The organism is Streptomyces sp. NPDC026522 (assembly GCF_055567555.1).
Window position 1 is genome coordinate 396,271 of record NZ_JBVHQF010000001.1, and the last position, 22,846, is coordinate 419,116.

General features: G+C 73.7%; 19 protein-coding genes and 1 tRNA gene. 11 read left to right on the forward strand and 9 right to left on the reverse strand.

Annotated features, from left to right (window positions below; genetic code table 11):
• The first annotated feature begins 70 nt into the window (after positions 1 to 70).
• The 3 genes from ACZ4M3_RS01785 (at position 71) to ACZ4M3_RS01795 (ending at position 1,291) form a co-directional block, all read left to right on the forward strand.
• Positions 71 to 144: transfer RNA gene (locus ACZ4M3_RS01785), tRNA-Pro, on the forward strand.
• A gap of 291 nt (positions 145 to 435) precedes the next feature.
• Positions 436 to 798, forward strand: coding sequence for an STAS domain-containing protein (locus ACZ4M3_RS01790; RefSeq protein WP_467729204.1), 363 nt, complete (start codon positions 436 to 438; stop codon positions 796 to 798).
• A gap of 61 nt (positions 799 to 859) precedes the next feature.
• Positions 860 to 1,291 (forward strand): ATP-binding protein, encoded by a 432-nt coding sequence (locus tag ACZ4M3_RS01795; protein WP_467729205.1) that lies wholly within the window; start codon positions 860 to 862, stop codon positions 1,289 to 1,291.
• Here the strand turns inward: ACZ4M3_RS01795 and ACZ4M3_RS01800 are convergent.
• Both ACZ4M3_RS01800 and ACZ4M3_RS01805 read right to left on the reverse strand, forming a co-directional pair.
• Complete coding sequence (locus ACZ4M3_RS01800) at positions 1,245 to 1,853, reverse strand: hydrolase (protein WP_467729207.1); 609 nt, start codon at positions 1,851 to 1,853, stop codon at positions 1,245 to 1,247. The genes ACZ4M3_RS01795 and ACZ4M3_RS01800 overlap by 47 nt on opposite strands.
• Before the next feature lie 26 nt (positions 1,854 to 1,879).
• Positions 1,880 to 2,323 carry a MarR family winged helix-turn-helix transcriptional regulator gene (locus ACZ4M3_RS01805; protein WP_467729208.1) on the reverse strand — a complete coding sequence of 148 codons (444 nt, stop codon included), beginning with the start codon at positions 2,321 to 2,323 and terminating at the stop codon, positions 1,880 to 1,882.
• A gap of 100 nt (positions 2,324 to 2,423) precedes the next feature.
• Between ACZ4M3_RS01805 and ACZ4M3_RS01810 the strand changes: the two genes are divergently transcribed.
• Both ACZ4M3_RS01810 and ACZ4M3_RS01815 read left to right on the forward strand, forming a co-directional pair.
• Positions 2,424 to 3,500 (forward strand): enoyl-CoA hydratase/isomerase family protein, encoded by a 1,077-nt coding sequence (locus ACZ4M3_RS01810; protein ID WP_467729210.1) that lies wholly within the window; start codon positions 2,424 to 2,426, stop codon positions 3,498 to 3,500.
• Positions 3,501 to 3,561: 61 nt separating this feature from the next.
• Complete coding sequence (locus ACZ4M3_RS01815) at positions 3,562 to 4,809, forward strand: cytochrome P450 family protein (protein ID WP_467729212.1); 1,248 nt, start codon at positions 3,562 to 3,564, stop codon at positions 4,807 to 4,809.
• Between the two features lie 33 nt (positions 4,810 to 4,842).
• Here ACZ4M3_RS01815 and ACZ4M3_RS01820 read toward each other — a convergent pair whose 3' ends face one another.
• The 7 genes from ACZ4M3_RS01820 to ACZ4M3_RS01850 form a co-directional block, all read right to left on the reverse strand.
• Positions 4,843 to 5,913, reverse strand: a complete 1,071-nt coding sequence (locus tag ACZ4M3_RS01820) for an alpha/beta hydrolase (protein ID WP_467729213.1) — start codon at positions 5,911 to 5,913, stop codon at positions 4,843 to 4,845.
• On the reverse strand, positions 5,904 to 7,556 hold the full coding sequence (locus ACZ4M3_RS01825) for a molybdopterin-dependent oxidoreductase (RefSeq protein ID WP_467729214.1): 1,653 nt from the start codon (positions 7,554 to 7,556) through the stop codon (positions 5,904 to 5,906). Before ACZ4M3_RS01825 ends, ACZ4M3_RS01820 begins: the two co-directional genes overlap by 10 nt.
• A 101-nt stretch (positions 7,557 to 7,657) precedes the next feature.
• A complete protein-coding gene (locus ACZ4M3_RS01830) occupies positions 7,658 to 8,839 on the reverse strand; it encodes an oxygenase MpaB family protein (protein WP_467729216.1) in 1,182 nt (393 codons plus the stop codon).
• 39 nt (positions 8,840 to 8,878) lie between these two features.
• Positions 8,879 to 9,913, reverse strand: a complete 1,035-nt coding sequence (locus tag ACZ4M3_RS01835; RefSeq protein WP_467729218.1) for a polyprenyl synthetase family protein — start codon at positions 9,911 to 9,913, stop codon at positions 8,879 to 8,881.
• Positions 9,906 to 10,187 (reverse strand): hypothetical protein, encoded by a 282-nt coding sequence (locus ACZ4M3_RS01840; RefSeq protein ID WP_467729220.1) that lies wholly within the window; start codon positions 10,185 to 10,187, stop codon positions 9,906 to 9,908. Before ACZ4M3_RS01840 ends, ACZ4M3_RS01835 begins: the two co-directional genes overlap by 8 nt.
• Positions 10,188 to 10,388: 201 nt before the next feature.
• Positions 10,389 to 12,677 (reverse strand): alpha-N-acetylglucosaminidase, encoded by a 2,289-nt coding sequence (locus ACZ4M3_RS01845; protein WP_467729222.1) that lies wholly within the window; start codon positions 12,675 to 12,677, stop codon positions 10,389 to 10,391.
• Between the two features lie 68 nt (positions 12,678 to 12,745).
• Positions 12,746 to 14,425 (reverse strand): ricin-type beta-trefoil lectin domain protein, encoded by a 1,680-nt coding sequence (locus ACZ4M3_RS01850; protein WP_467729224.1) that lies wholly within the window; start codon positions 14,423 to 14,425, stop codon positions 12,746 to 12,748.
• A 204-nt stretch (positions 14,426 to 14,629) separates the two neighbouring features.
• Here ACZ4M3_RS01850 and ACZ4M3_RS01855 point away from each other — a divergent pair, with 204 nt between their 5' ends.
• The 6 genes from ACZ4M3_RS01855 to ACZ4M3_RS01880 all read left to right on the forward strand — a co-directional run bounded on the left by ACZ4M3_RS01855 (position 14,630) and on the right by ACZ4M3_RS01880 (position 22,736).
• Complete coding sequence (locus ACZ4M3_RS01855) at positions 14,630 to 15,295, forward strand: TetR/AcrR family transcriptional regulator C-terminal domain-containing protein (protein ID WP_467729225.1); 666 nt, start codon at positions 14,630 to 14,632, stop codon at positions 15,293 to 15,295.
• Positions 15,296 to 15,310: 15 nt separating this feature from the next.
• Complete coding sequence (locus tag ACZ4M3_RS01860) at positions 15,311 to 16,246, forward strand: serine/threonine dehydratase (protein ID WP_467729227.1); 936 nt, start codon at positions 15,311 to 15,313, stop codon at positions 16,244 to 16,246.
• Between the two features lie 305 nt (positions 16,247 to 16,551).
• On the forward strand, positions 16,552 to 17,883 hold the full coding sequence (locus ACZ4M3_RS01865; RefSeq protein WP_467729228.1) for an ABC transporter substrate-binding protein: 1,332 nt from the start codon (positions 16,552 to 16,554) through the stop codon (positions 17,881 to 17,883).
• Positions 17,880 to 18,803 (forward strand): carbohydrate ABC transporter permease, encoded by a 924-nt coding sequence (locus ACZ4M3_RS01870; RefSeq protein ID WP_467729230.1) that lies wholly within the window; start codon positions 17,880 to 17,882, stop codon positions 18,801 to 18,803. The genes ACZ4M3_RS01865 and ACZ4M3_RS01870 overlap by 4 nt, the downstream gene beginning before the upstream one ends.
• A complete protein-coding gene (locus ACZ4M3_RS01875; RefSeq protein WP_467729232.1) occupies positions 18,800 to 19,669 on the forward strand; it encodes a carbohydrate ABC transporter permease in 870 nt (289 codons plus the stop codon). The genes ACZ4M3_RS01870 and ACZ4M3_RS01875 overlap by 4 nt, the downstream gene beginning before the upstream one ends.
• 43 nt (positions 19,670 to 19,712) lie before the next feature.
• Entirely contained in the window at positions 19,713 to 22,736 is a 3,024-nt protein-coding gene (locus tag ACZ4M3_RS01880) for an alpha-mannosidase (protein WP_467729233.1), read from the forward strand.
• Positions 22,737 to 22,846 lie beyond the last annotated feature (110 nt).

Sequence of the window (22,846 nt, forward strand, 5' to 3'; positions counted from 1 at the left end):
GCATGTGCCCGCCGCGAAGGGGAAACCCCTGGTGGGAGGCACAGTGGCGAGGCACACTGCCGAGGCACGACGGGACGTGGCGCAGCTTGGTAGCGCACTTGACTGGGGGTCAAGGGGTCGCAGGTTCAAATCCTGTCGTCCCGACTTTTCGGAGTCGCAGATCAGGGGCCGTTTCAGAGACATCTGAAACGGCCCCTGGCCGTTGTGCGGGCGGAGTGCGTCCCGGTCCGGGTCGGGTGCGCCTGCCGCCGACACGGCCGGGGCCCGAGACAGCCGGGGGAAGCGGCGCGTAGGGTCCGGTGATCAGGACACGGCGGTACGGGCGTGGGGTGATCACGCCCTGGTCGGCCTGCTGAGGTCCCGCCGGTGCCGGGTACGCGTATCCGGGCGGGATGCGGGCAGGTGCACCCACAGCTGGACGGAAGGTGATGCCGGATGGTGTCGGGAGCGGGCAATGAGCGGTTCACGGTCGATGTGCGGGCCGTGGACGGAACCGTCGTCCTCGCCCTCGCCGGGGAGCTGGACCACGACACGGCCCAGCCCCTCCGGGAGGCCTTGGACGCGGCGGTCACCCCGGGTGGCCGGTTGCTGGTCGACGTGTCCGGGCTGGGGTTCTGCGACTCCACCGGCCTCAACGTGCTCCTGCACAGCAGGATCGCGGTCCAGGAAGCCGGCGGCACGCTGGGGCTGGCCGGTCTGAGCGGACCGGTCGCCCGGATGTTCCGCATCACCGGGGCGGACGGGGTGTTCCCGGTGTACGCGGACGTGGCGGAAGCGCTGGAACGGCAGCCCCGCTAGCCGCTCGGCCGGCCGGGGCGGCGCAGGCCCGTAGGGGCGAGGCGACACGAGGAGATGAGCCATGCAGCAGCGAGGGTCCCCCGGCCGGGCGCGGCTCCTGCTGCTGGAGGGCGCGGCCGACCCGGTGACCCGCAGCCGCGATTTCGCGCGCCGGGCACTGGCGTCCTGGAAGTGGCTCCCGGAAGCGGCCGAGGACGTCCTGCTGCTGGTGTCCGAGGTGGTGTCCAACGCGTGCCTGCACGGCGGGGGCCCCGGCACCCTGCTGCTGCACTGGACGCCGGAACGGCTGCGGATAGAGGTGACGGACGGCAACCCGGCGCCTCCGGTGCGCGCCCGGGCCGCCGAGCCGGGACGGCCGGGCGGACACGGGCTGCTCATCGTGGACCGGTTGTCCCGCAGTTGGGGCTCGCGCCCGGGCAACGGCGGGAAGTGCGTCTGGCTGGAGGTCAGTCCCGGGTGGCCGGCAGGTCGTCCAGGGCTTTCAGGGCCGTGACGATCTCGTCCGTCGAGCTCACCTTGCCGATGCGCGGGAAGATCTTGCCGAAGCTGTGGGCGTGCGAGTCGGCGTCCAGGTCGGTGGTGGCGTCCTCGGCGAAGACCAGCTCGTAGCTGTGCTCCCAGGCCGTGCGCGCGGTGGACTCGACGCCGATGCTCGTCGAGATGCCGCCCAGCACGATCCGGTGGATGCCGCGACGGCGCAGCTGGAGGTCGAGTTCCGTGCCGGTGAAGGCGCCCCAGTGGCGTTTGGTGACCACCACGTCCCCGAGCGCCGAGAGCTCCGCCGGAAGCTCGGAGAAGGCGGCGGGCGGAGCCGAGGCGGGGCCCGGCCGGTCGACATTGGCGGTGGGCAGGTCGCCGCCGTCCGGCGACCAGGCCACCTTGACCAGGACCACCGGCAGCCGGCGGGCCCGGAACGCCTCGGCGAGGGCGATGCCGTTCTCCAGGATCCGCGCGGCGGGCCTGGCGGTGGGGAGGGCGAGGATGCCCTGCTGGAGGTCGATCAGGACCAGCGCGGTGCCGCGGTCCAGGGTAGGGGCGGGCGCGGGGGCGGTCATGGGGGCTCCTCGGGTCGGTGGGCGGTTCAGTTCTCGGCCAGGCGCCGCAGCAGCGGAACGGCCTCGGCCAGCAGCCGCTGTTCCGCCGGGCTGAGCCGTTCGGCGATCAGCTCGGCGATCCGGCCGTGGCCCGCCTCGCGGCGCCGTCGTACGAAGGCCCGGCCCTCCTCCGTCAGCGCGATCAGCTGCCGGCGCCCGTCGGTGGGGTGCGGGCTGCGGGCGACGTGGCCCTCGGCCTGGAGGGAGTTCACGGTGGCGATCACCGACTGCGGCCGGATCCGCTCGGCTCGCGCCAGCTCGGACGCCGTGCACGGCCCGAGCCGGTCCAGCCGCTTGAGCACGGACATCTGCGCCAGGCTGACCCCGCCGCCGGCCGCGGCGCGCAGCTGCCGGACCAGCATGCCGAGGGCCAGTTGCAGCTCCTCGGCGGTGTCCCGGGGCCGCGCGTCGGCGGGCTGCGGATCGGTCATGCCCCCACGCTAGAGATCTACAGGCAAACTTGCAAGGTTGCCTTATGAATATCGTCGGGACGATCTTCCGCCCTGCCGCGCACGCTCCATACTGGCCGGTGTGAAGACCGACGACGCCTCAGCCGACACCGCCCTGTTCGCCATCGAAGGCCACACCGGGGTGATCACCCTCAACCGCCCCCGGGCCCTCAACGCCCTCACCCACCCCATGGTGCAGCGGATCGCGGAGGCGCTGGCGGCCTGGGAGCGGGAGCCCGCCGTCACCCAGGTCCTCATCCGCGGCGCGGGGGAGCGCGGACTGTGCGCGGGCGGGGACATCCGGGCCATCCACGACGACGCGAAGGCCGGCGGCAGCGCCTCGGTCGCCTTCTGGCGCGACGAGTACCGGCTGAACGCGCGGATCGCCGCCTACCCCAAGCCGTACGTGGCCCTGATGGACGGCATCGTGATGGGCGGCGGTGTCGGCGTCTCGGCCCACGGCGGCGTCCGCATCGTCACCGAGCGCTCCCGCGTCGCCATGCCGGAGACCGGCATCGGTTTCGTCCCCGACGTGGGCGGTACGCACCTCCTCGCACGGGCCCCCGGCCGGCTGGGCACCCATCTCGCCCTGACCGGCGCGGCCGTCGGGGCCGCCGACGCGCTGCTGTGCGGGCTGGCCGACCACTTCGTCCCCGCCGGCCTGCTGCCGCGGCTGACCGCCGACCTCGCGGGCGCGCCCGTGGCGGAAGTGCTGCCGCACTACGCCGGACATCCGCTGCCGCCCGGTGAACTCGCCGCCCACCAGGGGTGGATCGACCACTGCTACGCCGCCGATACGGTGGAGGAGATCGTGGAGCGGCTGCTGGAGGCGGGCGAGCCGGCCGCCAAGGAGGCCGCCGAGACGATCCTGGCCAAGTCCCCGACCGCACTCAAGATCACCCTGGAAGCGGTCCGCCGGGCACCCGGACTGGGCACGCTGGAGCGGGTGCTGGCGCAGGAGTTCCGCGTCTCCTCGCACGTGCTGCGCACGCCGGACCTGATCGAGGGGATCCGGGCCCAGGTCATCGACAAGGACCGCACGCCGCGCTGGCGGCCCGCGACCCTGCCCGAGGTGGACCGGGCGGACGTGGCGCGCTGCTTCGCCCCGCTCGGCGCCGGCCGGGAGCTGACCTTCGCCCCCGGTGGCGCGCGGTCTTGAACAACCCGCCCCCGTACCCGCACTGTTGGCCGAGCACACCACCTCGGTCAGGAGAGCCGGCTTGTCAGCCCAGAACGCGCACGCGCACGTCATAGACCCCGCGGGCGGCTGCCCGCACGCCCTCAACGCCCGGCTGCGGGCCCGGGGAGCCGTGGCGGACGTCGTGCTGCCCGGAGGGGTGCCGGGGGCCGTCGTCCTGGGACACGAAGCCCTCAGGGAGTTCCTCGGCCACCCCGATGTGGCCAAGGACGCCCGGCACTTCCCGGCCCTGCACGACGGCACGGTCCCCCCGGACTGGCCGCTGCGCGTCTTCGCCGACGCCCGGGGCATGCACACCGCCGACGGCGCCGACCACCGGCGGCTGCGCTCCCTCGTCGCCAACGCCTTCACCGCCCGGCAGGTGGAGCGGCTCCGCCCCCGGATCGAGGCGCTCACCGACGGGCTGCTGGACGACCTCGGCCGGGCCGCCGCCGCCTCCCCCGACGGGGTCGCCGACCTGCGCACCCACTTCGCGCTGCCCCTGCCCATGGGCGTCATCTGCGAACTGCTCGGAGTGGACCCCGAGCACCGGGACCGGCTCCACCGGCTCTCCCACACCGTGATCATCGCGACGGACACCACCCCCGCCGAGGTCATGGCCGCCGTACGGGAACTCGTCGAACTGATCACCACCATCGCCGCCGCCCGCCGGGCCGACCCCGGCGAAGACCTCACCAGCGCGCTGATCGCCGCCCGGGACGGCGACGGGGACCGGCTCAGCGAGGCCGAACTCATCGGCACCATGCGGCTGATGCTGGTCGCCGGCCACGAGACCACCCTCAACCTGATCAGCAACGCCGTCCGCGCCCTGTGTACCCACCGGGACCAGCTCGCCCTGGTCCTGGAGTCGAAGGCGGGCTGGTCGGACGTCGTCGACGAGACCCTGCGCTGGGACGGCCCGGTCAGCTGGTTCCCGTTCCGCTACCCCACCCGCGACGTGACCGTCGGCGGGGCGGTGATCCCGCGGGGCACCCCCGTCCTCGCCGGTTACACGGCAGCGGGCCGCGACGCGGCCGTCCACGGGCCGGATGCCGACCGTTTCGACCTCGCCCGCCCGGGCGCCGGACGCCACCTCTCCTTCGGACACGGCGCGCACTACTGCGTGGGGGCGCCGCTGGCCCGCCTGGAGGCGGCCATCGCCCTGGAACGCCTCTTCGCGCGCTTCCCGGACCTCGACCTCGCCGTGCCGGAGGCGCAGCTCGCGCACCAGCGCAGCTTCATCGGCAACAGCGTGGACGCGCTGCCCGTACGGCCCGGCCGGGCCCGGTAGCAAGGCCCCTCGAGGTCGCCCGACCGCGCCGGTTCATCTCGCCGGCGCGGACGGGGCCGGCACCTGTGAGCTCAGCCAGCCCAGCGCGTCGGGGTACATCCCGGTCCACGTCTGGAAGTTGTGGCCGCCGGCCGGGCGGACCAGCGTCTTGACCCGGACGCCGGTCCCCGCGGCGGCCCTGGCGAAGGCGTCCAGCTGTCGTGGCGGGCTGTCCTTGTCCTGCGCCGACGTGGCGAGGAACAGCCCGACATCGGCCTTCTTGGTGTGCGCGACCAGCCACATCGGGCTGTTGCGCTCCCGCAGGCCGCGGTCGGCCAGCACCCCCGCGTCCCCGGTCAGCGCGTCCGGGTCCAGCGCCGCCCCGGCGCCGAACACCTTCGGGTACTGGAGCGGCAGCTTCGCCGCGCAGAACGCCCCGGTAGAAATGCCCATCAGCGCCCACCCCTTGGGCTGGGGCAGCGTACGGAAGTGCCGCGCGACCAGCGCCGGCACGTCGTCCGCCAGCCAGGTGGCCACCTTGTGCCCCGGCACGTCGCTGCAGTCGGTGTTCACTCCGCCGGGATAGATCTCCGGGATCACCAGGACGAAGGGGTGCGACGCGCCCAGCCGGACCAGGTCCTCCAGCGCCCCCGGCATGTCGCCCAGCTCGGTCCAGGAGCGCGGCGAACCCGGATACCCGTGCAGCAGCGTCAGCACCGGGAAGCGGGTCTTCGCCGCACCCGGGGCGTCGTACTCCGGGGGAGTCCAGACGATCACCTGCCCGGCCAGCTTGGAGTGCGCCCCTCGGAAATACGTACTGCGGGTGCCGTCCGCGCCCAGGGTGAACACGGCCCGGCCCACCGGGGGCCCCGTCATCGCGGAGCCGTTCCCGCTCGGAGTGCCCAGCAGGTCGTCCCAGGAGGCGTAGAGCCCGAAGCTCCCGTTGATCCACGTCGCCACGACACAGATGGCGGTCAGCTGGCACAGGCCGATCATCAGCACCCGCGCGGTCCAGCGCAGCCAGCCGGGTCCGGGGAGCCGGTTCCACAGCAGCAGCGCCGCGAGCATGGCGAGCACGGTGACCACGACCAGGGTCACCAGGAACGACGTACTGGTCAGCTCCACCGACTCAATGTACGGCGCGCCCCGCCCGGGTCGGCGCCGGACCGCACCGTGTCGCCGGCCCGCACCCGCACCGTCACCGCGTGCCATCCCGTCGCCCCGTCCGGGACCGTCCCCCTGCGCTCGCCCGTCTGTACGGCGCCGGTCCGGTCCGTGGCCCGGACCTCCAGGGTGTGCCGCCCGGGCGTGGCCGGCCACGGCCACAGCCACTGGCGCCAGGTGTCGTCGCCGTCGGCGTCCGCCAGCCGGGCCTCCTGCCACGGGCCGCCGTCGACCCGTACCTCGACCCGGGCGATGCCCCGGTGCTGGGCCCACGCCACGCCGGCCACCATCACCCGGCCCGCCGCCGGTTCCGCGAGCGGCCGCGGCGTGTCGATCCGCGACTGCGTCTTGACCGGCGCCTGCTGCGCCCAGGACCGGCGCACCCAGTACGCGTCGTACGCGTCGAAGGTGGTCAGCCGCAGCTCGCGCAGCCACTTGCAGGCCGATACGTACCCGTACAGGCCCGGCACCACCATCCGCACCGGGAACCCGTGCGCGAAGGGCAGCGGCTCGCCGTTCATCCCGACCGCCAGCAGCGCCTCGCGGCCGTCCATCACGGCCTCGACCGGGGTGCCGATCGTCATCCCGTCCACCGACCGCGCCACCAGCTGGTCGGCCCGGCCGCCCCGCGACGGCGGCCGTACGCCCGCCTCCCGCAGCAGGTCGGCGAGCCGGACCCCGAGCCAGCGGGCGTTGCCCGCGTACGGGCCGCCCACCTCGTTGGACACACAGGTGAGGGTGATGTCGTGCTCGACGAGGGGCCGCGCGAGGAGCTCCCGCAGGTCGAGGGTCATCGGCCTGGTGACCCCGTCCCCGTGGATCCGCAGCCGCCAGTCGCCCGCGTCCACGCGCGGCACGACGAGGGCGGTGTCCACCCGGTAGAAGTCCCGGGCGGGAGTCAGGAAGGGCGACACGCCGGGCACCGGCACCTGGGCGCCGGCCGGTACCGGCGGGGCCGGCACCGCGGGCGGCGGCAGGACCAGGTCCGCCCGGGAGGCCGTCGCGCCCGCCGAGCCGTACGCGCCCAGGCGCCGCCCGGCGTACCAGGCGCCCGCCGAGGCGGCCGCGGTGGCCAGGGCCAGCCGCCCGAAGCCGCGCCGGTCCAGCGAACCCGGCCCGGCGGCCGGCGCACCCGCCGGGCGCGGCCGGTGCAAGGCCCTGACCAGCAGGTACAGCACCCCGGCCGCGACCAGGCCGCCCAGCAGCGAGGGCAGCGCGTCCTTCCAGGTCGCCTCGGGCCGGCTGAGCGCGGCCACGGCGCCGGCCAGGCCGAAGCCCGCGGCGACCGCGGTCCCGGCGCGGGGCCGGCGGACGGCCAGCATCCCGGCCCCCACGGCGACCAGGCCCAGCACCACGACGATGCCCAGGGTCAGGACCGCCTTGTCGGCGGTGCCCAGGCTCCGCACCGCCCACTCCTTGACGGCCGGGGGCGTGCGGTCCACCACCACTCCGCCGACCGCCGTCAGCGGAGCGGACTCGGGGCGTACGGCGGCGGCCGCCAGCTGCGCCGCCGCGAGCCCCGCGCAAGCGGCGAGCACCCCGCAGAGCGCGCCGAGCGCCGGCCCGGCCCGCGGACGCCCGGGTGCCGCCTTCCCACCGTCCATCAGGGTCACCGTCCGCCCGGGCTCGCACCGTCCCCCCTCCGACTGTACGAGCCCGCGGGCACGCCGGTACCCGGCTACGGGTCCATCGGTGGACGGGCCCGTCAGTGGACCGGCGCCGGGGGCACCCACCGCCCGGTGCGGGGCGTCCTGAGCCCGAAGTCGCTCCGCAGCTCCGTCGGGACGGCGTGGTGCATCACCCGCCCCCGGGTCAGCGCCGACAGTTCGAAGCCGGACAGCAGCGACCCGGCCTTGTCCAGGGCCCATTCCGCGAACGGGCTGCTGTCCTCGATGGTCTCCAGCAGCCCGATCACGACGGGAACCGCCCGCGCCGCCGTGTCCCAGGGGCTCTTCGGCACCTCCAGCCATCCGGCGATGGTGTCGCCGACGAGGTAGCGGACGGTGGCCGGGACCATCGGGTCGAACAGGGTGCCGGGGACCACGTCCTCGTAGAGACGCATCAGCTGGGCGTTCAGGACCACCCCCTCCGGGGAGGGCCCCAGTCCGCGCAGCAGGTACAGGTCGAGATAGGCGCGGGCTTCGGCCAGGGTCCGCGGCACGGCCGGCATTTCGCAGCCGAGCAGGGCGGCCACCACCCGCCAGGCGTAGAAGTAGGCCTCCGCGCCCTCCTCGCTCATGTGCACGCCCAGCCGGTGCATGGCGTCCAGTACCAGCAGCGAGAACAGGCAGAAGCCGCCGATCATGTCCTCCTGGCAGATCGGCACCCCGTCGCGTTCGACGTCCCAGTGGCCGCCCTCGCGCAGGTGGTGGCGTACCGCGGCGTGCAGCAGCCGCACCTTCTGCGCGGCCGGGAGGAACCGGCTGCCCTCCGCGAAGGAGTCGGTGCGCATCAGGTACGTCACGAACTGGCCGGTGTTGGCCATCCGGCGCGAGGGGTACGCCAGGGAGTGCGTCGAGGAGAGCAGCCGGGCCAGCCGGGGGATCGCGTACGTCACGGGCATCGAGGCGAAGGACAGGCCGGTGTTGACGTGGGCCGCGTTGTCCATGAAGAACAGCCGGGCCCGCTCCATGACGTCCCAGTCCACCCAGGCCGGGGGCACCGCCGTCGCCTCGAAGTACCCGGCGGCGGCCGCCGGGAGCCGGGCGGGGAGCGGATCGCCGGCGGTGGTGAAGAACCGCATCAGCGTGTTGAGGTCACCCACCTCGCCGCTGCGGAACAGCGCGGCGACGGTTTCGTCCGCGAGCGGGTCCCCCTGGTCGCGCAGGGCGTCGAGGGTGCTCTCGTCGTAACGGGACGCGGGTGAAGCGGGATCGGTGGCGTTCACGGCAGTCGTCCTTCGTGTCGGTTGCGGTGCGGGATGCCGCTAGAGCGAGCGCTCCGTCGCGGCGCGGGCCAGCTCGCGCAGGGCGGCCCGCGGCTGCGGCGGCATGGGTACGGTGTCCAGCGCCCCGGTGGCCTGCTGGATCCGCTCCCGGATCATGTCCTCGACCTGTCCGCGCGCCCCGCAGTCCTCCATCAACGCGCGGACCCGGCAGGCGTCTTGTGCGGTCAGGGCCGGGTTGCCGACCACCTCGGAGAGGAGCCGGCGGCCGGCGGCGTCGGCGGCCGCCAGGGTCAAGGCCAGCAACGCGGTCGGCTTGCCGTCGCGCAGGTCGTCCAGGTTCGACTTGCCGGTGCCGGCCGGGTCGCCGAAGGTACCGAGGACGTCGTCCCTGAGCTGGAAGGCCTCACCGAGCGGCAGGCCGTACGCGGAGAAGGCCTCCAGCAGCGCCCCCGGGCCGCCGCCCAGCGTGACGCCCAGGTGCAGCGGCCGTTCCACCGTGTACTTGGCGGTCTTGTAGCGGCAGACCAGCAGGGACTGCGCCACCTGGGGCTCGTACGCGTCCACCGCCCGGGTGCGCAGCACCTCCAGGAACTCGCCGGCCATCGTCTCGCGCAGCAGCGTCGACCACAGCGGCACCGTCCGCGCGAGGTAGCCGCCCGGCAGTCCGCAGGAGGTGAAGACGTGCGCGGCGTACCCCATCAGGAGGTCGCCCAGCACGATCGCCAGGGCCGTCGCCCGGTGCCCGGCCTGCGCGAACGCGGCGTGGGCGGTCGGCTGCCCGTGCCGCGTGCGGCTGCCGTCGATGATGTCGTCGTGCGTACAGGCCGCGGCGTGCACGAGCTCCATCGCCGCCGCGGCCCTGATCACCCCGTCGCAGTCGGGCTGGCCCGCCGCCCGCCACCCCCAGTAGAGGAACGCCGCGCGCATCCGCTTGCCCTGCGCCAGTGACCGGCGCAACTGCTCGGCCAGCGGCGCGAGTTCCTCGTGCAGACCGAGGAGCGCCCGCTCCTCCTCGTCGGCGAGCCGGACCAGCACCCCGTCCACGCGCTCCTTGAAGGCGCCGTGGTCATGCACGCGGGTGGCCGGCCCTCTCGGCGGCCCGCCGGGCCATGGTCTCCAGGTAGTTCTCGGAGCCGGCGGCGGTCCGGCGCGTGGCCAGTTCCCCCCGCTTGCGCAGCTCCACCACCCCCTCGGTGATCAACTCGCGCAGATCGGAACGCTGGAGCACCTCCTGCGCCCGGTCGCCGGTCTGGCGTAACTGGTCGATGGCCAGGTCGGCGGCCCCGGCCGCGAGCAGCGCCAGCAGCTCCAGCGTCGCGGAGGGCCGCTCCCGTTCGGTCTCGGACATGCCCCATGCACTCCTGACGGCGTAGGAAGGGGCGGCCGCCGGGAGTACCCCGACGGCCGCCCCTGTCGGGTCCGGGTCAGTGAACCGATGACCCGGACCGCGCGTCGCTGCGCTGCGCGCGCTCTCCCTCGCACGAGTGCCGAATTTCCCACGGGAGGGTGACGTTCACCCCCCGCCGGGCGGTGCCGCCGCCGGCGCGGTTCAGGTACCGGCCTTCGGCAGCGCCGCCGCCACCGCGGCGGCCAGCACGTGCGGGTCTCCGCTCGGCGTCGACGGATGGCGGGTGGTGCGCCGGGCCCACGCCTCCTCGAAGGCGTGCCAGTCGATCTCCTTCGGGGCGGCGCGCTTCACCAGCGCCTCCTCCAGCGAGGCGAAGTAGCGGTCCCAGCGGGCGGCGTACAACTCGGACACCAGACCGCTCCACTCGCGGTTCGCGTAGTCGTGCAGGAAGCCGCCCTCGCTGGTGCTCCGCTGCCCCCACACGCTCAGGATGGAGCGCGCGTCGTACTCGTAGCGGTCCTGCTCGGCCCGGTCGGCGCCCCGGGCGCGGGCGGCGGCCAGCCAGCGGCCCAGCAGGAAGTGGGAGTCGGAGCCGGTGACCGCGTCCAGCTTGCGCTCCTCGTCGCGCCACTGGGCGGTCAGCTGCCGCAGCCGGGTCAGGTCCTTGGCCTCGTAGGCGGCCCGGATCTTCGGCAGCAGCACCCGTGAGTGGTTGGCCAGCGCCTGGCGGGCGGTGTCCACCAGGTCGAAGCGGTAGGCGCTGGAGGACCTGAGCGCCGGGGGCACCGCCAGCAGGTGGTCCAGCGCCCGGCGGACCGAATCCGCTTGGTAGCGCATCGACTTGGGGCTCCAGTGCGCGGCGCCGGTGACCGTCAGGCTCGGCCGGGCGGTGAAGAGGCTGTCCTGCGACTCCGACCACAGGCCGGAAGAGGTGCTGTACGGGCCCTTGCGCAACTCCTCCCAGGCCGCCGCGGCATGGCCGTCGGGACGCCCGTAGCGGCGGGCCGCGAAGTCGGCGAACCACTCGCGCTGGTCCACCGGCCCCGGCTCCCAGGCCAGGTCGGTGAAGAGGTCGAAGGCCGCCGGGTTGGTGCCGGTGGCCTCCGGCAGGTACGCGGTGCCCCGCAGGGCACTGTCCGGCTTGTCGCGCCAGGCGCCGAACCGGTCGAGCCACACCGAGGTGTTGGCGCCGATCGTGGTGTGCCCGCCGAAGTTGTAGATGGTGCCCATCGCGTACGGAGTGCCGCCCCAACGGGCTTCCCGGTCCAGCCGGTTGTACCGGTCGGACAGGCCGTCCAGGATCAGCAGCTTCGAGGTGTCCACCCCGGCCAGCAGTTCCTTCGTCGGGTCGTCCTGCCAGCCGAGCACCGCCCACAGCGCGCCCGGGTGCGCGGCCCACAGCGCGCGCTGGATGGCCCCCGCGGCGGCGCGGACGTCCACCGAGCCCGTCCGGCCGCCCTCGTGCAGGGGGCTCATCCGGTACATCGTGCTGTCGCCGAAGACCTCCCGCTGCTCGCCGTAGTACGCGGCGGCCAGCTCCGCGAACGCCGGGGAGGCCGGGTCGAGCCAGTCCGGCCGGTCGAAGCCGGCCCAGTCGCCCTGCGCCACGGTGGACGCGCCCTGGTGGCGGGCGGCGAAGCCCGGCGGGACGGTGCCGAAGTAGCCGGGCAGGACCGGTGTCATGCCGAGGCCGCGCAGCTGGTCGGCGATCCGGGCGCCCACGTCGGCGCGCTCGCGCAGCAGCCGCTCCGTGACCGGGCCGCCGAAGCCGCTGAGGTTCTGCAGCAGCCACCAGCTCTGGTGGCCCGGGGCCGGGATCCACTTGCGCAGTTCCGCGGCCGAGTACCCGAACCGCTGGAGCGCCCGGTAGTACGGGTATTCGGCGCCGGTCTGGACGAACACCTCGTTGACGCCGTGCAGCGCGAGCAGGTCGATCTGCCGCTGGTGTTCCTCGAAGGTGCGGTACGGGCCCGAGTAGCCGTCGTCGGTGTCGTTGAGCGCGTACCGGTGGGGCACCCGGGCGGAACGGGTGACCGGGCTGGGCACGCCCGGCAGGGTGGCGGGCAGCATGCCGATGCTGTCGCCGGGCCAGCCGATGTCGGCGCCGGCGACGTGCTGGAGGTACCAGCCGACGCCGGTGAGCAGCGTCGCCCCGGTGGAGCCGCGCACGGTGATCGCGCCCGGGCCGCCGGAGACGGTGAAGGTGTCCTCCCCGGCCGAGGTGTCCGGTACCAGGTCGAACTGCGCGGCGTGGCGCGGCAGCAGCCGCCGCAGGGCGTCACGCGCCGGGCCGGTGTCGAAGGTACGGGGCCGGGGTGCGGGGCGCGGCTGCGCACGGACGCCGGCCGGGGCTTCGGCTTGGGTAAGGGCTCGTACGGGTGAGTCGGCGGGGGCCGCCGAACCGGGGGAAGTACCGAGGATCAGGGTCAGCAGCGCGGTGGGAAGCGTCGCGAGCGCGACGGATCGGCGCGTACGGGGGCGGCGTGGCATGGGGTGTGCGTCGTCCTCTGTGTCGGGTCCGGTGACGGGTCGGGCAGGCCGCGGGAGGGGGGGTGCCGTCAGACCGGCAGGGCCCAGGTCTGGTCGACCCGGTGGTCACCACAGGCGGCGAGCCGGAGCCGGTCGGCGGGGGCGTCCGGGGCGGCCGCCGCGGCGGGTGCGGTCAGGCACAGCCCGCTCACGGTCTCCGTCAGGGTGCCGCTGCGGTCGTGCTCCCAGCTCTGCCCCGGCTGCCCGGGCGCGCACCGGGCCAGTTCCACCACGCCCGCGTCACCCGCCGACAGGCACGCGCCGGCCAGCTTCAGCGTCGCCCCGTCCCCGAGGCTCCACCGCTGGTCGGCGGCGCCGGTGCAGGCGGCCAGCACCACGGCGCCGGGTCCGGTGGTGTTGGCCCCGTCGGCGCACCGGGCGCCCGCTCCGGCGATCTGCCCGGTCGGCACCGCCCCAGGGCAGCCGCGCGGGGTGAGCCGCCAGACGCCGGTGTCGTGGGCTGCCACCTTCCCGGTCAACGCGGCACCGATGCGGGCGCTCCTGCCGTGCCACAGGTCCTTGGCGTCAGCGGTGCAGCCGGGCAGGCCGACCTCGCCGAGCGGCACGGCGATGTCGCGGGCCCGGCCCGAGCGGTTGAGCACGGCCACCGCCCGGTCGCCGTTCGCCAGGGGCCGCACCAGGATGTCGAAGGTGGCGTTGGAGGAGACGACGGAGCCCTGACGGCCCATCGGGTCCTGGTCGAGCGCGATCAGATCGGTGTTGCCGAGGGCGGCGAGTCCGGCCGGGGTCAGCTCGGACACCTGCGAGGAGAGGATGAAGGGGGCCGCCATCATGGCCCACAGGCCGACCTGGCTGCGGCTCTCCGCCCCGCTCAGCCCGGGTGCGCCCGCGATCAGGAAGTCCGGGTCGTTCCAGTTGCCCGGGCCCGCGTACCGGCCGAGCCAGCGGTTGTAGCCGTAGTTGCCGAGTACCGAGCCCCAGCGGGAGGTGCTCGGCGCCTTCCGGTCGTAGACCTTGATGTCCTTGCCCTCGCGCCACAGCTGGCCGGTCTCGCCGACCCAGTGGAGCACCTTGTGCCACTCGGGTCCGCCCCATTCGCCCTGCTGGAAGTAGGCCGGCGCGGAGGCGGACAGCACCATGTCGCGTCCGCTGTCGCGCAGGGCCCGGGCGACGGCGTGGTAGGCGTCTCGGTAGGCCCGTTCCTTCGTGGTGCCGGGCGGCACGTGCAGGTTGCAGCCGTCCATCTTGACGTAGTCCACGTTCCAGGACGCGAACAGCCGGGCGTCGCGGGCGTAGTGGTCCGGGCCGCCGCCAGCGGGAGCGCCGCTGCCGGGGTAGCGCTCGCAGGTGAGGGAGCCGGCGTCCTGGTAGATGCCGAACTTCAGCCCCTTGGCGTGCAGGTGGTCCCCGAGCCACGCCATGCCGTGCGGGAACTTCCGGGTGTCGGTGACCAGATCGCCGTCCGCGTCGCGGGACTTCGTCATCCAGCAGTCGTCGACCGTCACCGTGTCGTAGCCCTTGGCGGCGAGCCCGGTGGACACGAGCGCGTCGGCGTTCGCGACCACCTTCGCCTCGTCGATGTCGCACATGTAGTGCGCCCAGTTGTTCCAGCCCATCGGCGGGGTCAGCGCGAGCGGGGTGTCGGAGGTGGCGGTGGGCTCGGCCGCCGCCGGGGCGGCGCCGAGGGCGAGGGCCAGCAGAGCGGCCGCGGTCAGACAGGGGAGCGACGCACGCGGGCGAGGCGGCACGGGATCTCCTTGAGTGGGGGAGGCACCGACGGGGCTGTCGAGCGCTCAGTGCAGCGGGGTGATCACGCACTGTCAACGGCCCTCGGGTCTTTCGTCCCGATGACCAGCAATATGGGCGCAGCCGTGTCACACGATCGAGGCGGCGCGGGAATGCGTGACGCCGTACGTGACGGCGTACGTGACAGCGTATGTTACGGTGTATCCATGCCGCGCAGATCAGCCGCCCTCGACCGCGCCACTCCCGGCGCGATCGCCGAAGCCGCCCTGGCGATCCTGGACGAGGAAGGGCCCGGTGCCCTGAGCTTCCGCGCCCTCGCCGACCGGCTCGACGTCTCCCACGCCACCGTCCAGCGGCGCTGCGTCGACCTCGCCGGGCTGCTGGACCTCTGCACCGAGCACCTGGCCGCCCGGCTGCCCGACGTCCCCGCCACGGCCGACTGGGCCGAGGCCGCCGAGCTGCGCTTCTCGGCCCTCTACCGGCTGCTCGTCACCCACCCCGGGCTGCTGGTGCTGCGCGGGGGCCGGCCCTGGCTGGGCCGTCAACTGCTCGCCCGGCTCGTCGAACCCGCCATCGCCGACAGCGTCGCCGCCGGAATGAGCGCCGCCGAGGCGATGACCGTCTACCGCCGGATGTACCTGCTCACCCTGGGCAGCGCCGCCTTCGTCGATCACCGTGATCCGGCGGGGGCCACCGCGGCCTCGCGCGCCGCGCTGGCCGCCCTGGACCCCGCCGAGTTCCCGGCGCTCTCCGCCGGGATCACCGACGTACTGCCCGCCCTGACCGACCACGAGGTGTACTACGGCGCCCTGCGCCAGCTCATCGCGGCGGCCCGCCCGGCCGCTTCCCGAGCCCGTCCCGCCGCCCGCTGAAAGGGACCGACGTCCATGGAACAGCAGCTCGACTACGCCGCCGTACGCGCCGCCGCCGGCCGGATAGCCGGAGTGATCCGGCCTGCCGCCGTGGTCCCCGCCGCCGAGGGCGTCTGGTACGCCCTGGAACACCTCCAGCACACCGGCTCCTTCAAGGCCCGCGGCGCCCACAACTTCCTCGCCGCCCACCGGGCCGCCGGCACCCTGCCGCCCGCCGGTGTCACCATCGCCTCCGGCGGCAACGCCGGTCTCGCCTGCGCCTGGGCGGCGCGTGCCCAGTCCGTGCCCGCCACCGTGTTCCTGCCCGTCAGCGCGCCCCGCGTGAAGCTGGAACGGCTGCGCGGCTACGGGGCCGACGTACGCCTCGTCGGCGACCGGTACGCCGAAGCCCTCGCCGCTTGCCGGGAGTTCGCGGCCGCCAGCGGCGCCCTGAGCAGCCACGCCTACGACCATCCGCTGATCGCGGCGGGCGCGGGCACCCTGCTCGACGAGATCCGGGCCGCGCTGCCCGGCCTGGACACCGTCGTCGTGGCGGTCGGCGGCGGCGGGCTGTTCGCCGGCGTCGCCACCGCCGCCCGCGAACACGGCGTGCGGGTCGTCGCCGCCGAACCGGACCGCTGCCGAGCGCTCAACGCGGCCCTGGAGGCGGGCCGGCCGGTGGACGTGCCGGTGGACTCGGTCGCCGCCGACTCGCTCGGGGCGACCCGGGTCTCCGTCGACGCGCTGGCCGCCGCCCGGCACGAGGGCGTCGACTCGGTGCTGGTGCCGGACGCGGCGATCACGGCCGCCCGGCGCGGACTCTGGGAGGACCACCGGATCGTGGTCGAGGCGGGCGCCGCCACCGCCCTGGCGGCGCTCGGCCGGACTCCGCGGGCACCGGGCGCTCGGGTCGCCGTCATCCTCTGCGGCGCCAACACGGACCCCGCCGACCTTTCCCCGGGCGCCCGGTAAAGCGCATTAGTCCGCTGCCGGGACCGGACCGGGAAACGTACACAAGAAGCCAACCTCCGCCGGGAAAGGCGCCCGTTGCGGAATCGACGTGACGGGCGGGAGATTGCCGACTAAAGCGCATGAGTCCAGGTGGCCACGGTATTGACGAAAAGGCCTGCGTCTGCCGGGAGTTCACCGTACGAACGGGATGCCCGCAGCGGCCCGGCCAGTGGGTCTGCGGCCACGTTGACGGGCCCCCGGATCCGGGCGAGCGTGGTCACCGCTCTCCGGCAGCGCTGCCGGAATCCCCCCTGGAGGCCGCGACGATGACCCGTTCCCCCATGACCCGCACGGTCCTCGCAGCCCTCGCCGCGGGCACCTTGCTGTCGGCCGCCGCGTGCGGGCTCGGCGGCCCGGGAGAGGCGCGGGAGGCGGCGAGGACCGGCGAGGTGGCCGGCGAGATCACCTTCCGCACCCTCCAGCTGAAACCGGTGTTCACCCCGTACGTCCAAGGGGTCATCGACGCCTTCCAGCGGAAATACCCCGACGTGAAGGTGGAGTGGGAGGACGTGCCGGGCGAGGGCTACAACGAAAAGCTCGTCGCCGACGCCCAGGCCGGCGCCCTGCCCGACGTCGTCAACCTCTCCACCGACTCCTTCCAGCTCCTCGGCGACCGCGGCATGCTCGCCGACGTCGCACGGCTCGACCCGGATGTGGCCGGGGAGTACGTCCCCGGAGCCTGGGAGCAGTTCAAACTTCCCGGCAAGGGCGACAGCGTCTTCGCCTACCCCTGGTACGTGACCCCGGAGATCCTCACGTACAACACGGACCTCTTCCGCAAGGCCGGACTGGATCCGGACAGACCTCCGGTGGGCGTGGAGCAGTTCTTCGACTACGCCGAGCAGATCGCCGACCGGTCCGGCGGCCGGTACGCCGCCTTCATGGCGGACCCCAAGGGACGGCTCCCCGGGGACTGGCAGAAGATGGGCGTCCCGATCCTGAACGGCGCCAAGAACGGGTTCGTCTTCGACACCCCGAAGGCCGTCGAGTGGGTCGATCGGATGAAGTCCCTCTACGCCAAGGGCGCCATGCCCAGGGAATCCCTCCTCAAGTCCGATGACATCAACCAGCTCTACGGCGCGGGCAGACTCGTCTTCGGCCCCGGCTCGCCGGGCTTCGTCAAGGACATCAAGCAGAACGCCCCCCAGGTCTACGCCACCACCCGGGTCGCGGGCGCGGTCACCGGACGGCTCGGCCACATCGGCGTCTACGCCCAGTCGCTCGGCATCCGCAAGGACACCCCGCACCCGGACGCGGCGGCGGAATTCGCCAAGTGGGTCACCAACGGCCCCAACCAGGTCGCGTTCGCCAAGAGGGCCACCATCTACCCGTCCAACGCCAAGGGGCTGGCGGACCCGTACTTCGCCGACCGGGGCGACGGCCAGGACGCCGAGACGCTGGCCCGGGCGGTGGGCGCCGAGGAGCTGAAAAGCGCCGAACTCGACGCCAACACCCCCGTGCAGTGGACCAACCAGGTCGGTGACGCGGTGGTCCGCGAGGTGCAGAAGGCCGTCAAGGGCGAACAGGACGCCGCGACGGCGGTGCGGAAGGCGCAGGAGGAGGCGAACAGGCTGCTCGCCGACGCGGCGGGAAAATGAGGGCGGCGGCGCCCGCCCCGGCCGGGCCCGCGTCCCCCGGGGCGGCCCGCCGGCCGGTGCGGTGGGCGCCGTACCTCTTCCTCGCCCCCGGACTGCTGCTGGTGGTCCTCTTCAGCATCTGGCCGTTCCTGAACACGGTGATCCTCTCCTTCACCGACGCCCAGATCCTGCGCGGCGGCCGGTTCACCGGCTTCGCCAACTACCGGCGCGCCTTCGCCGACCCCGACTTCTGGCTCGCGACCGGCAACAGCGTGCTCTACCTGCTGGTCGTCGTGCCCTGCCTGGTCCTGCTCCCGCTGGCCCTCGCGGTCCTCGTACGCACGAAGATCCCCGGCATCGGGTTCTTCCGGTCGGCCTTCTACACCCCGGTGATCGCCTCGGCGGTGGTCGTCGGCCTGATGTGGCAGTGGGTGCTGCGCAGCGACGGCTTGGTCAACACGGTCTTCCGCGGCCTCCACCTCGTCTCCGAGCCCGTCCCGTTCCTGACCGACAGCACCATGCTGCTGGTCTCCGCGATGATCGTGACCGTGTGGAAGGGCCTCGGCTACTACATGGTCTTCTACCTCGCGGCCCTCGGGAACGTCTCCGTCTCCCTCTACGAGGCGGCCGCCCTCGACGGAGCGGGCGCCGTCCGACGCTTCTTCAGCGTCACCGTCCCCCAGGTGAAACCGATGATGCTCCTCGTGGGCACCCTCTCGGCGATCTCCGCGCTGCGCGTGTTCACCGAGATCTACATCCTGGGCGGCGAGAGCGGCGGCCCCGGCGGGGGAGCCCGTACCCTGCCCTTCCTGATCCGCCAGGTCGGCCTCGGCTTCTCCGGCGAGACCGGCTACGCCTGCGCCGTCTCCCTCCTGCTGTTCCTCCTGACGCTGGTGTTCAGCCTGCTGGGCCACCGCCTCACGAAGGGGGACGAGAGGTGAGCGCACGCGCCGCGGCCGGCGGCGCACGGAGCCGGCGCGCGGGCCGCGGCCGCCGGCTGACCGGTCTGGCCGGCCGGTACGCCACCTTGAGCCTGCTGCTGGTCGTCATGCTCGGTCCGATCGGCTGGCAGTTCCTCACCTCGCTGCGCGGCCGTACGGAGAACGTGTACGACGGCGTCCTGCCGGCCCGGCCCACCCTCGACAACTACCTCCGGGTCGCCGAATCGTTCCCGCTCCTCCAGTACACCGGCAATACGCTGGTGGTGGCGGCCCTCGCCGTGACCTCGAACGCGGTCTTCGCCTCGATGGGCGGCTACGCGCTCTCCCGCACCGGCTGGAAGGGCCGCAAGATCGTCTTCACCGTGCTGGTGGCGACCCTGATGTTCCCCTTCGAGTCCGTCATGATCTCGATGTTCCTCACCGTGCGCGCTATGGGACTGGTGGACACGCTCATCGGGGTCTGGCTGCCCGGCGCCGTCTCCGTCCTCAACATCATGGTCATGCGGGCGGCCTTCCTCGCCGTCCCCCGGGAGATCGAGGAGGCCGCACTGCTGGACGGCGCCGGCGAGTGGACCCGGTTCACCCGGGTGTTCCTGCCGTCCGCCAAGGGCGCCCTGGCCGTCGTCTGCCTCACCAGTTTCATGGGGGCCTGGGACGACTTCCTGTGGCCCCTGCTGGTCCTGACCGACAGTGAGCACTACACCCTGCAACTCGGCCTGAAGACCCTGGCCGGCGCGACCACCGTCAACGACCAGCGGATCATCGCCGCCGGCGCGATGGCCGCGCTGATCCCGATGATGCTCCTGTTCTTCGCCCTCCAGCGTTACTTCTTCAAGGGCGTGGGCGAGGGAGCCGTCAAGCTCTGAGCCCCGCCCCGCCGCCCGCCCTTCCCTTCCTGGAGCAGCCGTCATGCACGACGACCGCAGCGTTGCCGAACTCCGCCTCCGCCGGGTCCTCAAGGAGCGCGTCACACCCGCCGTCCACTCCCGCTCCCTGCCGCTGACCGTCGAGCGCTGGGACGCACCGGGCGAGCCCGTCCCGGTGGGGGAGGGGCTGGCGGCCCGCTACCGGCCCTGCGCGACCGGAGATCCGTGGGGCCCCGCATGGGGCACCACCTGGTTCAAGGTCACCGGCACCGTCCCGGACGACTGGGCGGGGCGCAGCGTCGAAGCCGTCCTCGACCTCGGGTTCGACCGGATGATGCCGGGCTTCCAGTGCGAGGGCCTGGTCCACGGCGCGGACGGCTCCGAGATCAAGGCCCTCAACCCGTACAACGACTGGGTGCGGGTCGCCGACCGCGCCGAGGGCGGCGAGCGGATCGAGTGGTACGTCGAAGCCGCCGCCAACCCGGTGCTGGTCGAGCACCGGCCCACCTACGAGGGGGACCGGCAGACCAGCGGGGACCAGCCCCTCTACCGGCTCGCCCGGATGGACCTCACCGTCTTCGAGAGCGAGGTGTGGGAACTCGTACAGGACCTCGACGTCCTGCACGCCCTCATGACGCAGCTCGACGGGGACGACGCCCGGCGGTACGCGGTCCTGCGCGCCGTCGACGCCTCGCTGGACGCCCTGGACCTGGACGACGTCCCCGGTACGGCGGCCGCGGCCCGGGCGCGGCTGGCCGGGGTGCTCGCCACCCCCGCCACCGCCTCCGCGCACCGGATCAGCGCGGTCGGCCACGCCCACATCGACTCCGCGTGGCTGTGGCCGCTGCGCGAGACGGTCCGCAAGGTGGCGCGGACGGCGTCGAACGTGGTGAACCTGATGGACGAGCACCCCGAGTTCGTCTTCGCCATGTCCCAGGCCCAGCAGCTCGACTGGATCAAGACGCACCGGCCCGAGCTCTTCGAGCGGATCAAGAAGAAGATCGCCGACGGACAGTTCGTGCCCGTCGGCGGCATGTGGGTGGAGTCCGACACCAACATGGTGGGCGGCGAGGCCATGGTCCGCCAGTTCCTCTACGGCAAGAAGTTCTTCCGGGAGGAGTTCGGGATCGAGACCCGCAACGTCTGGCTGCCCGACTCCTTCGGCTACACCGCCGCCCTGCCGCAGATCGTCAAACTCACCGGCTCCACCTGGTTCCTGACCCAGAAGATCTCCTGGTCCCAGGTCAACGCGTTCCCCCACCACACCTTCTGGTGGGAGGGCATCGACGGCACCCGCGTCTTCACGCACTTCCCGCCCGTCGACACCTACAACAGCGACCTGGGCGGCGCACAACTGGCCCACGCCGCCCGCAACTACCGCGAGAAGGGGCGTGGTTCCCGCTCCCTGGTGCCCTTCGGCTGGGGCGACGGGGGCGGTGGCCCCACCCGCGAGCACCTGGCGAGGGCGAGGCGCCTGCGCGACCTGGAAGGCTCGCCGCGCGTGGAGATCGAGCGGCCCGACGCCTTCTTCGAGAAGGCGCACGCGGAGTACCGGGACGCCCCCGTCTGGGCCGGAGAGCTGTATCTGGAGCTGCACCGGGGCACTTACACCTCGCAGGCCAAGACCAAGCAGGGCAACCGGCGCGCCGAGTCACTGCTGCGCGAGGCGGAGTTGTGGGCGGCGACCGCCGCGGTCCGGGTCGCCGGGTACGCGTACCCGTACGAGGACCTGGAGCGGATCTGGAAGACCGTGCTGCTCCACCAGTTCCACGACATCCTGCCGGGCTCCTCCATCGCCTGGGTGCACCGCGAGGCGCGCGAGACGTACCGCCGGGTACGGGAGGAGCTGACCGGGATCACCCTGGCCGCGCAGCTCGCACTGGCCGGGAAGGGGACCCGGGAACTGGTCTTCAACTGCGCCCCGCACACCCGGCGCGGAGTCCCGGCCGGGGGCGCCGGGGCGCCTGAGCCGGCCGCCGGGCCGGTCACCCTCGGCGAGCGGCCGGCCGGCGGGTACGTCCTCGCCAACGGCCGGCTGCGGGTGGAGGTCGACGGCCGCGGGCTGATCGTGTCGGCCTACGACCTGGAGGCCGGCCGCGAGTCCGTCGCGCCGGGGGCCGCCGCGAACCTGCTGCAGATCCACCCCGACTTCCCGAACATGTGGGACGCCTGGGACCTCGACGCCTCCTACCGCCACCAGGTCACCGACCTGGTGGACCTGGAAGCGCTGGAGGCGACCGCGGCCGGGCCGCGGGCGGCGGAGGTCCGGGCCGTCCGCTCCTTCGGCTCGTCCCGGGTGGTGCAGTCGGTGGCGCTGCGGGCGGGCGCCAAGACGGTCGACATCCGTACCGAGGTGGACTGGTACGAGACGGAGAAGATCCTCAAGGCCGCGTTCCCGCTGGACGTGAAGGCCGACCGCTCCGCCGCCGAGATCCAGTTCGGGCACGTGTACCGGGCCACCCACACCAACACCTCCTGGGAGGCGGCCAAGTTCGAGATCTGCGCCCACCGGTGGATCCACACCGGGGAACCCGGCTGGGGCGCCGCCGTCCTCAACGACTCCACGTACGGCCACGACGTGACCCGGGACGTACGCCCCGACGGCGGGCAGACCACCACCGTCCGGCTCTCGCTCCTGCGCGCCCCGCGCTATCCCGACCCGGAGACCGACCAGGGCACCCACACCGTGGCCTGCTCGCTGGCGCCCGGTGCGACGATCGGCGACGCCGTGCGCGAGGGGCACGCGCTGAACCTGCCGGAGCGGGTGGTGTCCGGGGCGGCCCCGGTGGCGCCGCTGGTGGTGGTGGACAACGACGCGGTGGTGGTGGCGGCGGTCAAGCTGGCCGAGGACCGCAGCGGGGACGTCGTCGTCCGGCTGTACGAGTCCCTGGGCGGCCGGGCCACGGCCACCCTGACCGCGGACTTCGGGCCGGTGGCAGCCACCGAGTGCGACCTGCTGGAGCGGCCCCTGCCGGCCACCGCCCTCGGCGCCCCCACCCCCGGCGGGGCCCTCCCGCTGACCCTGCGCCCGTTCCAGATCGTCACGGTCCGCCTGCGCCGCACCTGACCGGTCAGCGTACCCACCGCGGGCGAACGGGCGTCCGCGGGGGCGTGAACTGCGCCACAAGCGGGGCCGTCCTCCCCGGGAATCCCGGGGAGGACGGCCCCCAGGCTGTT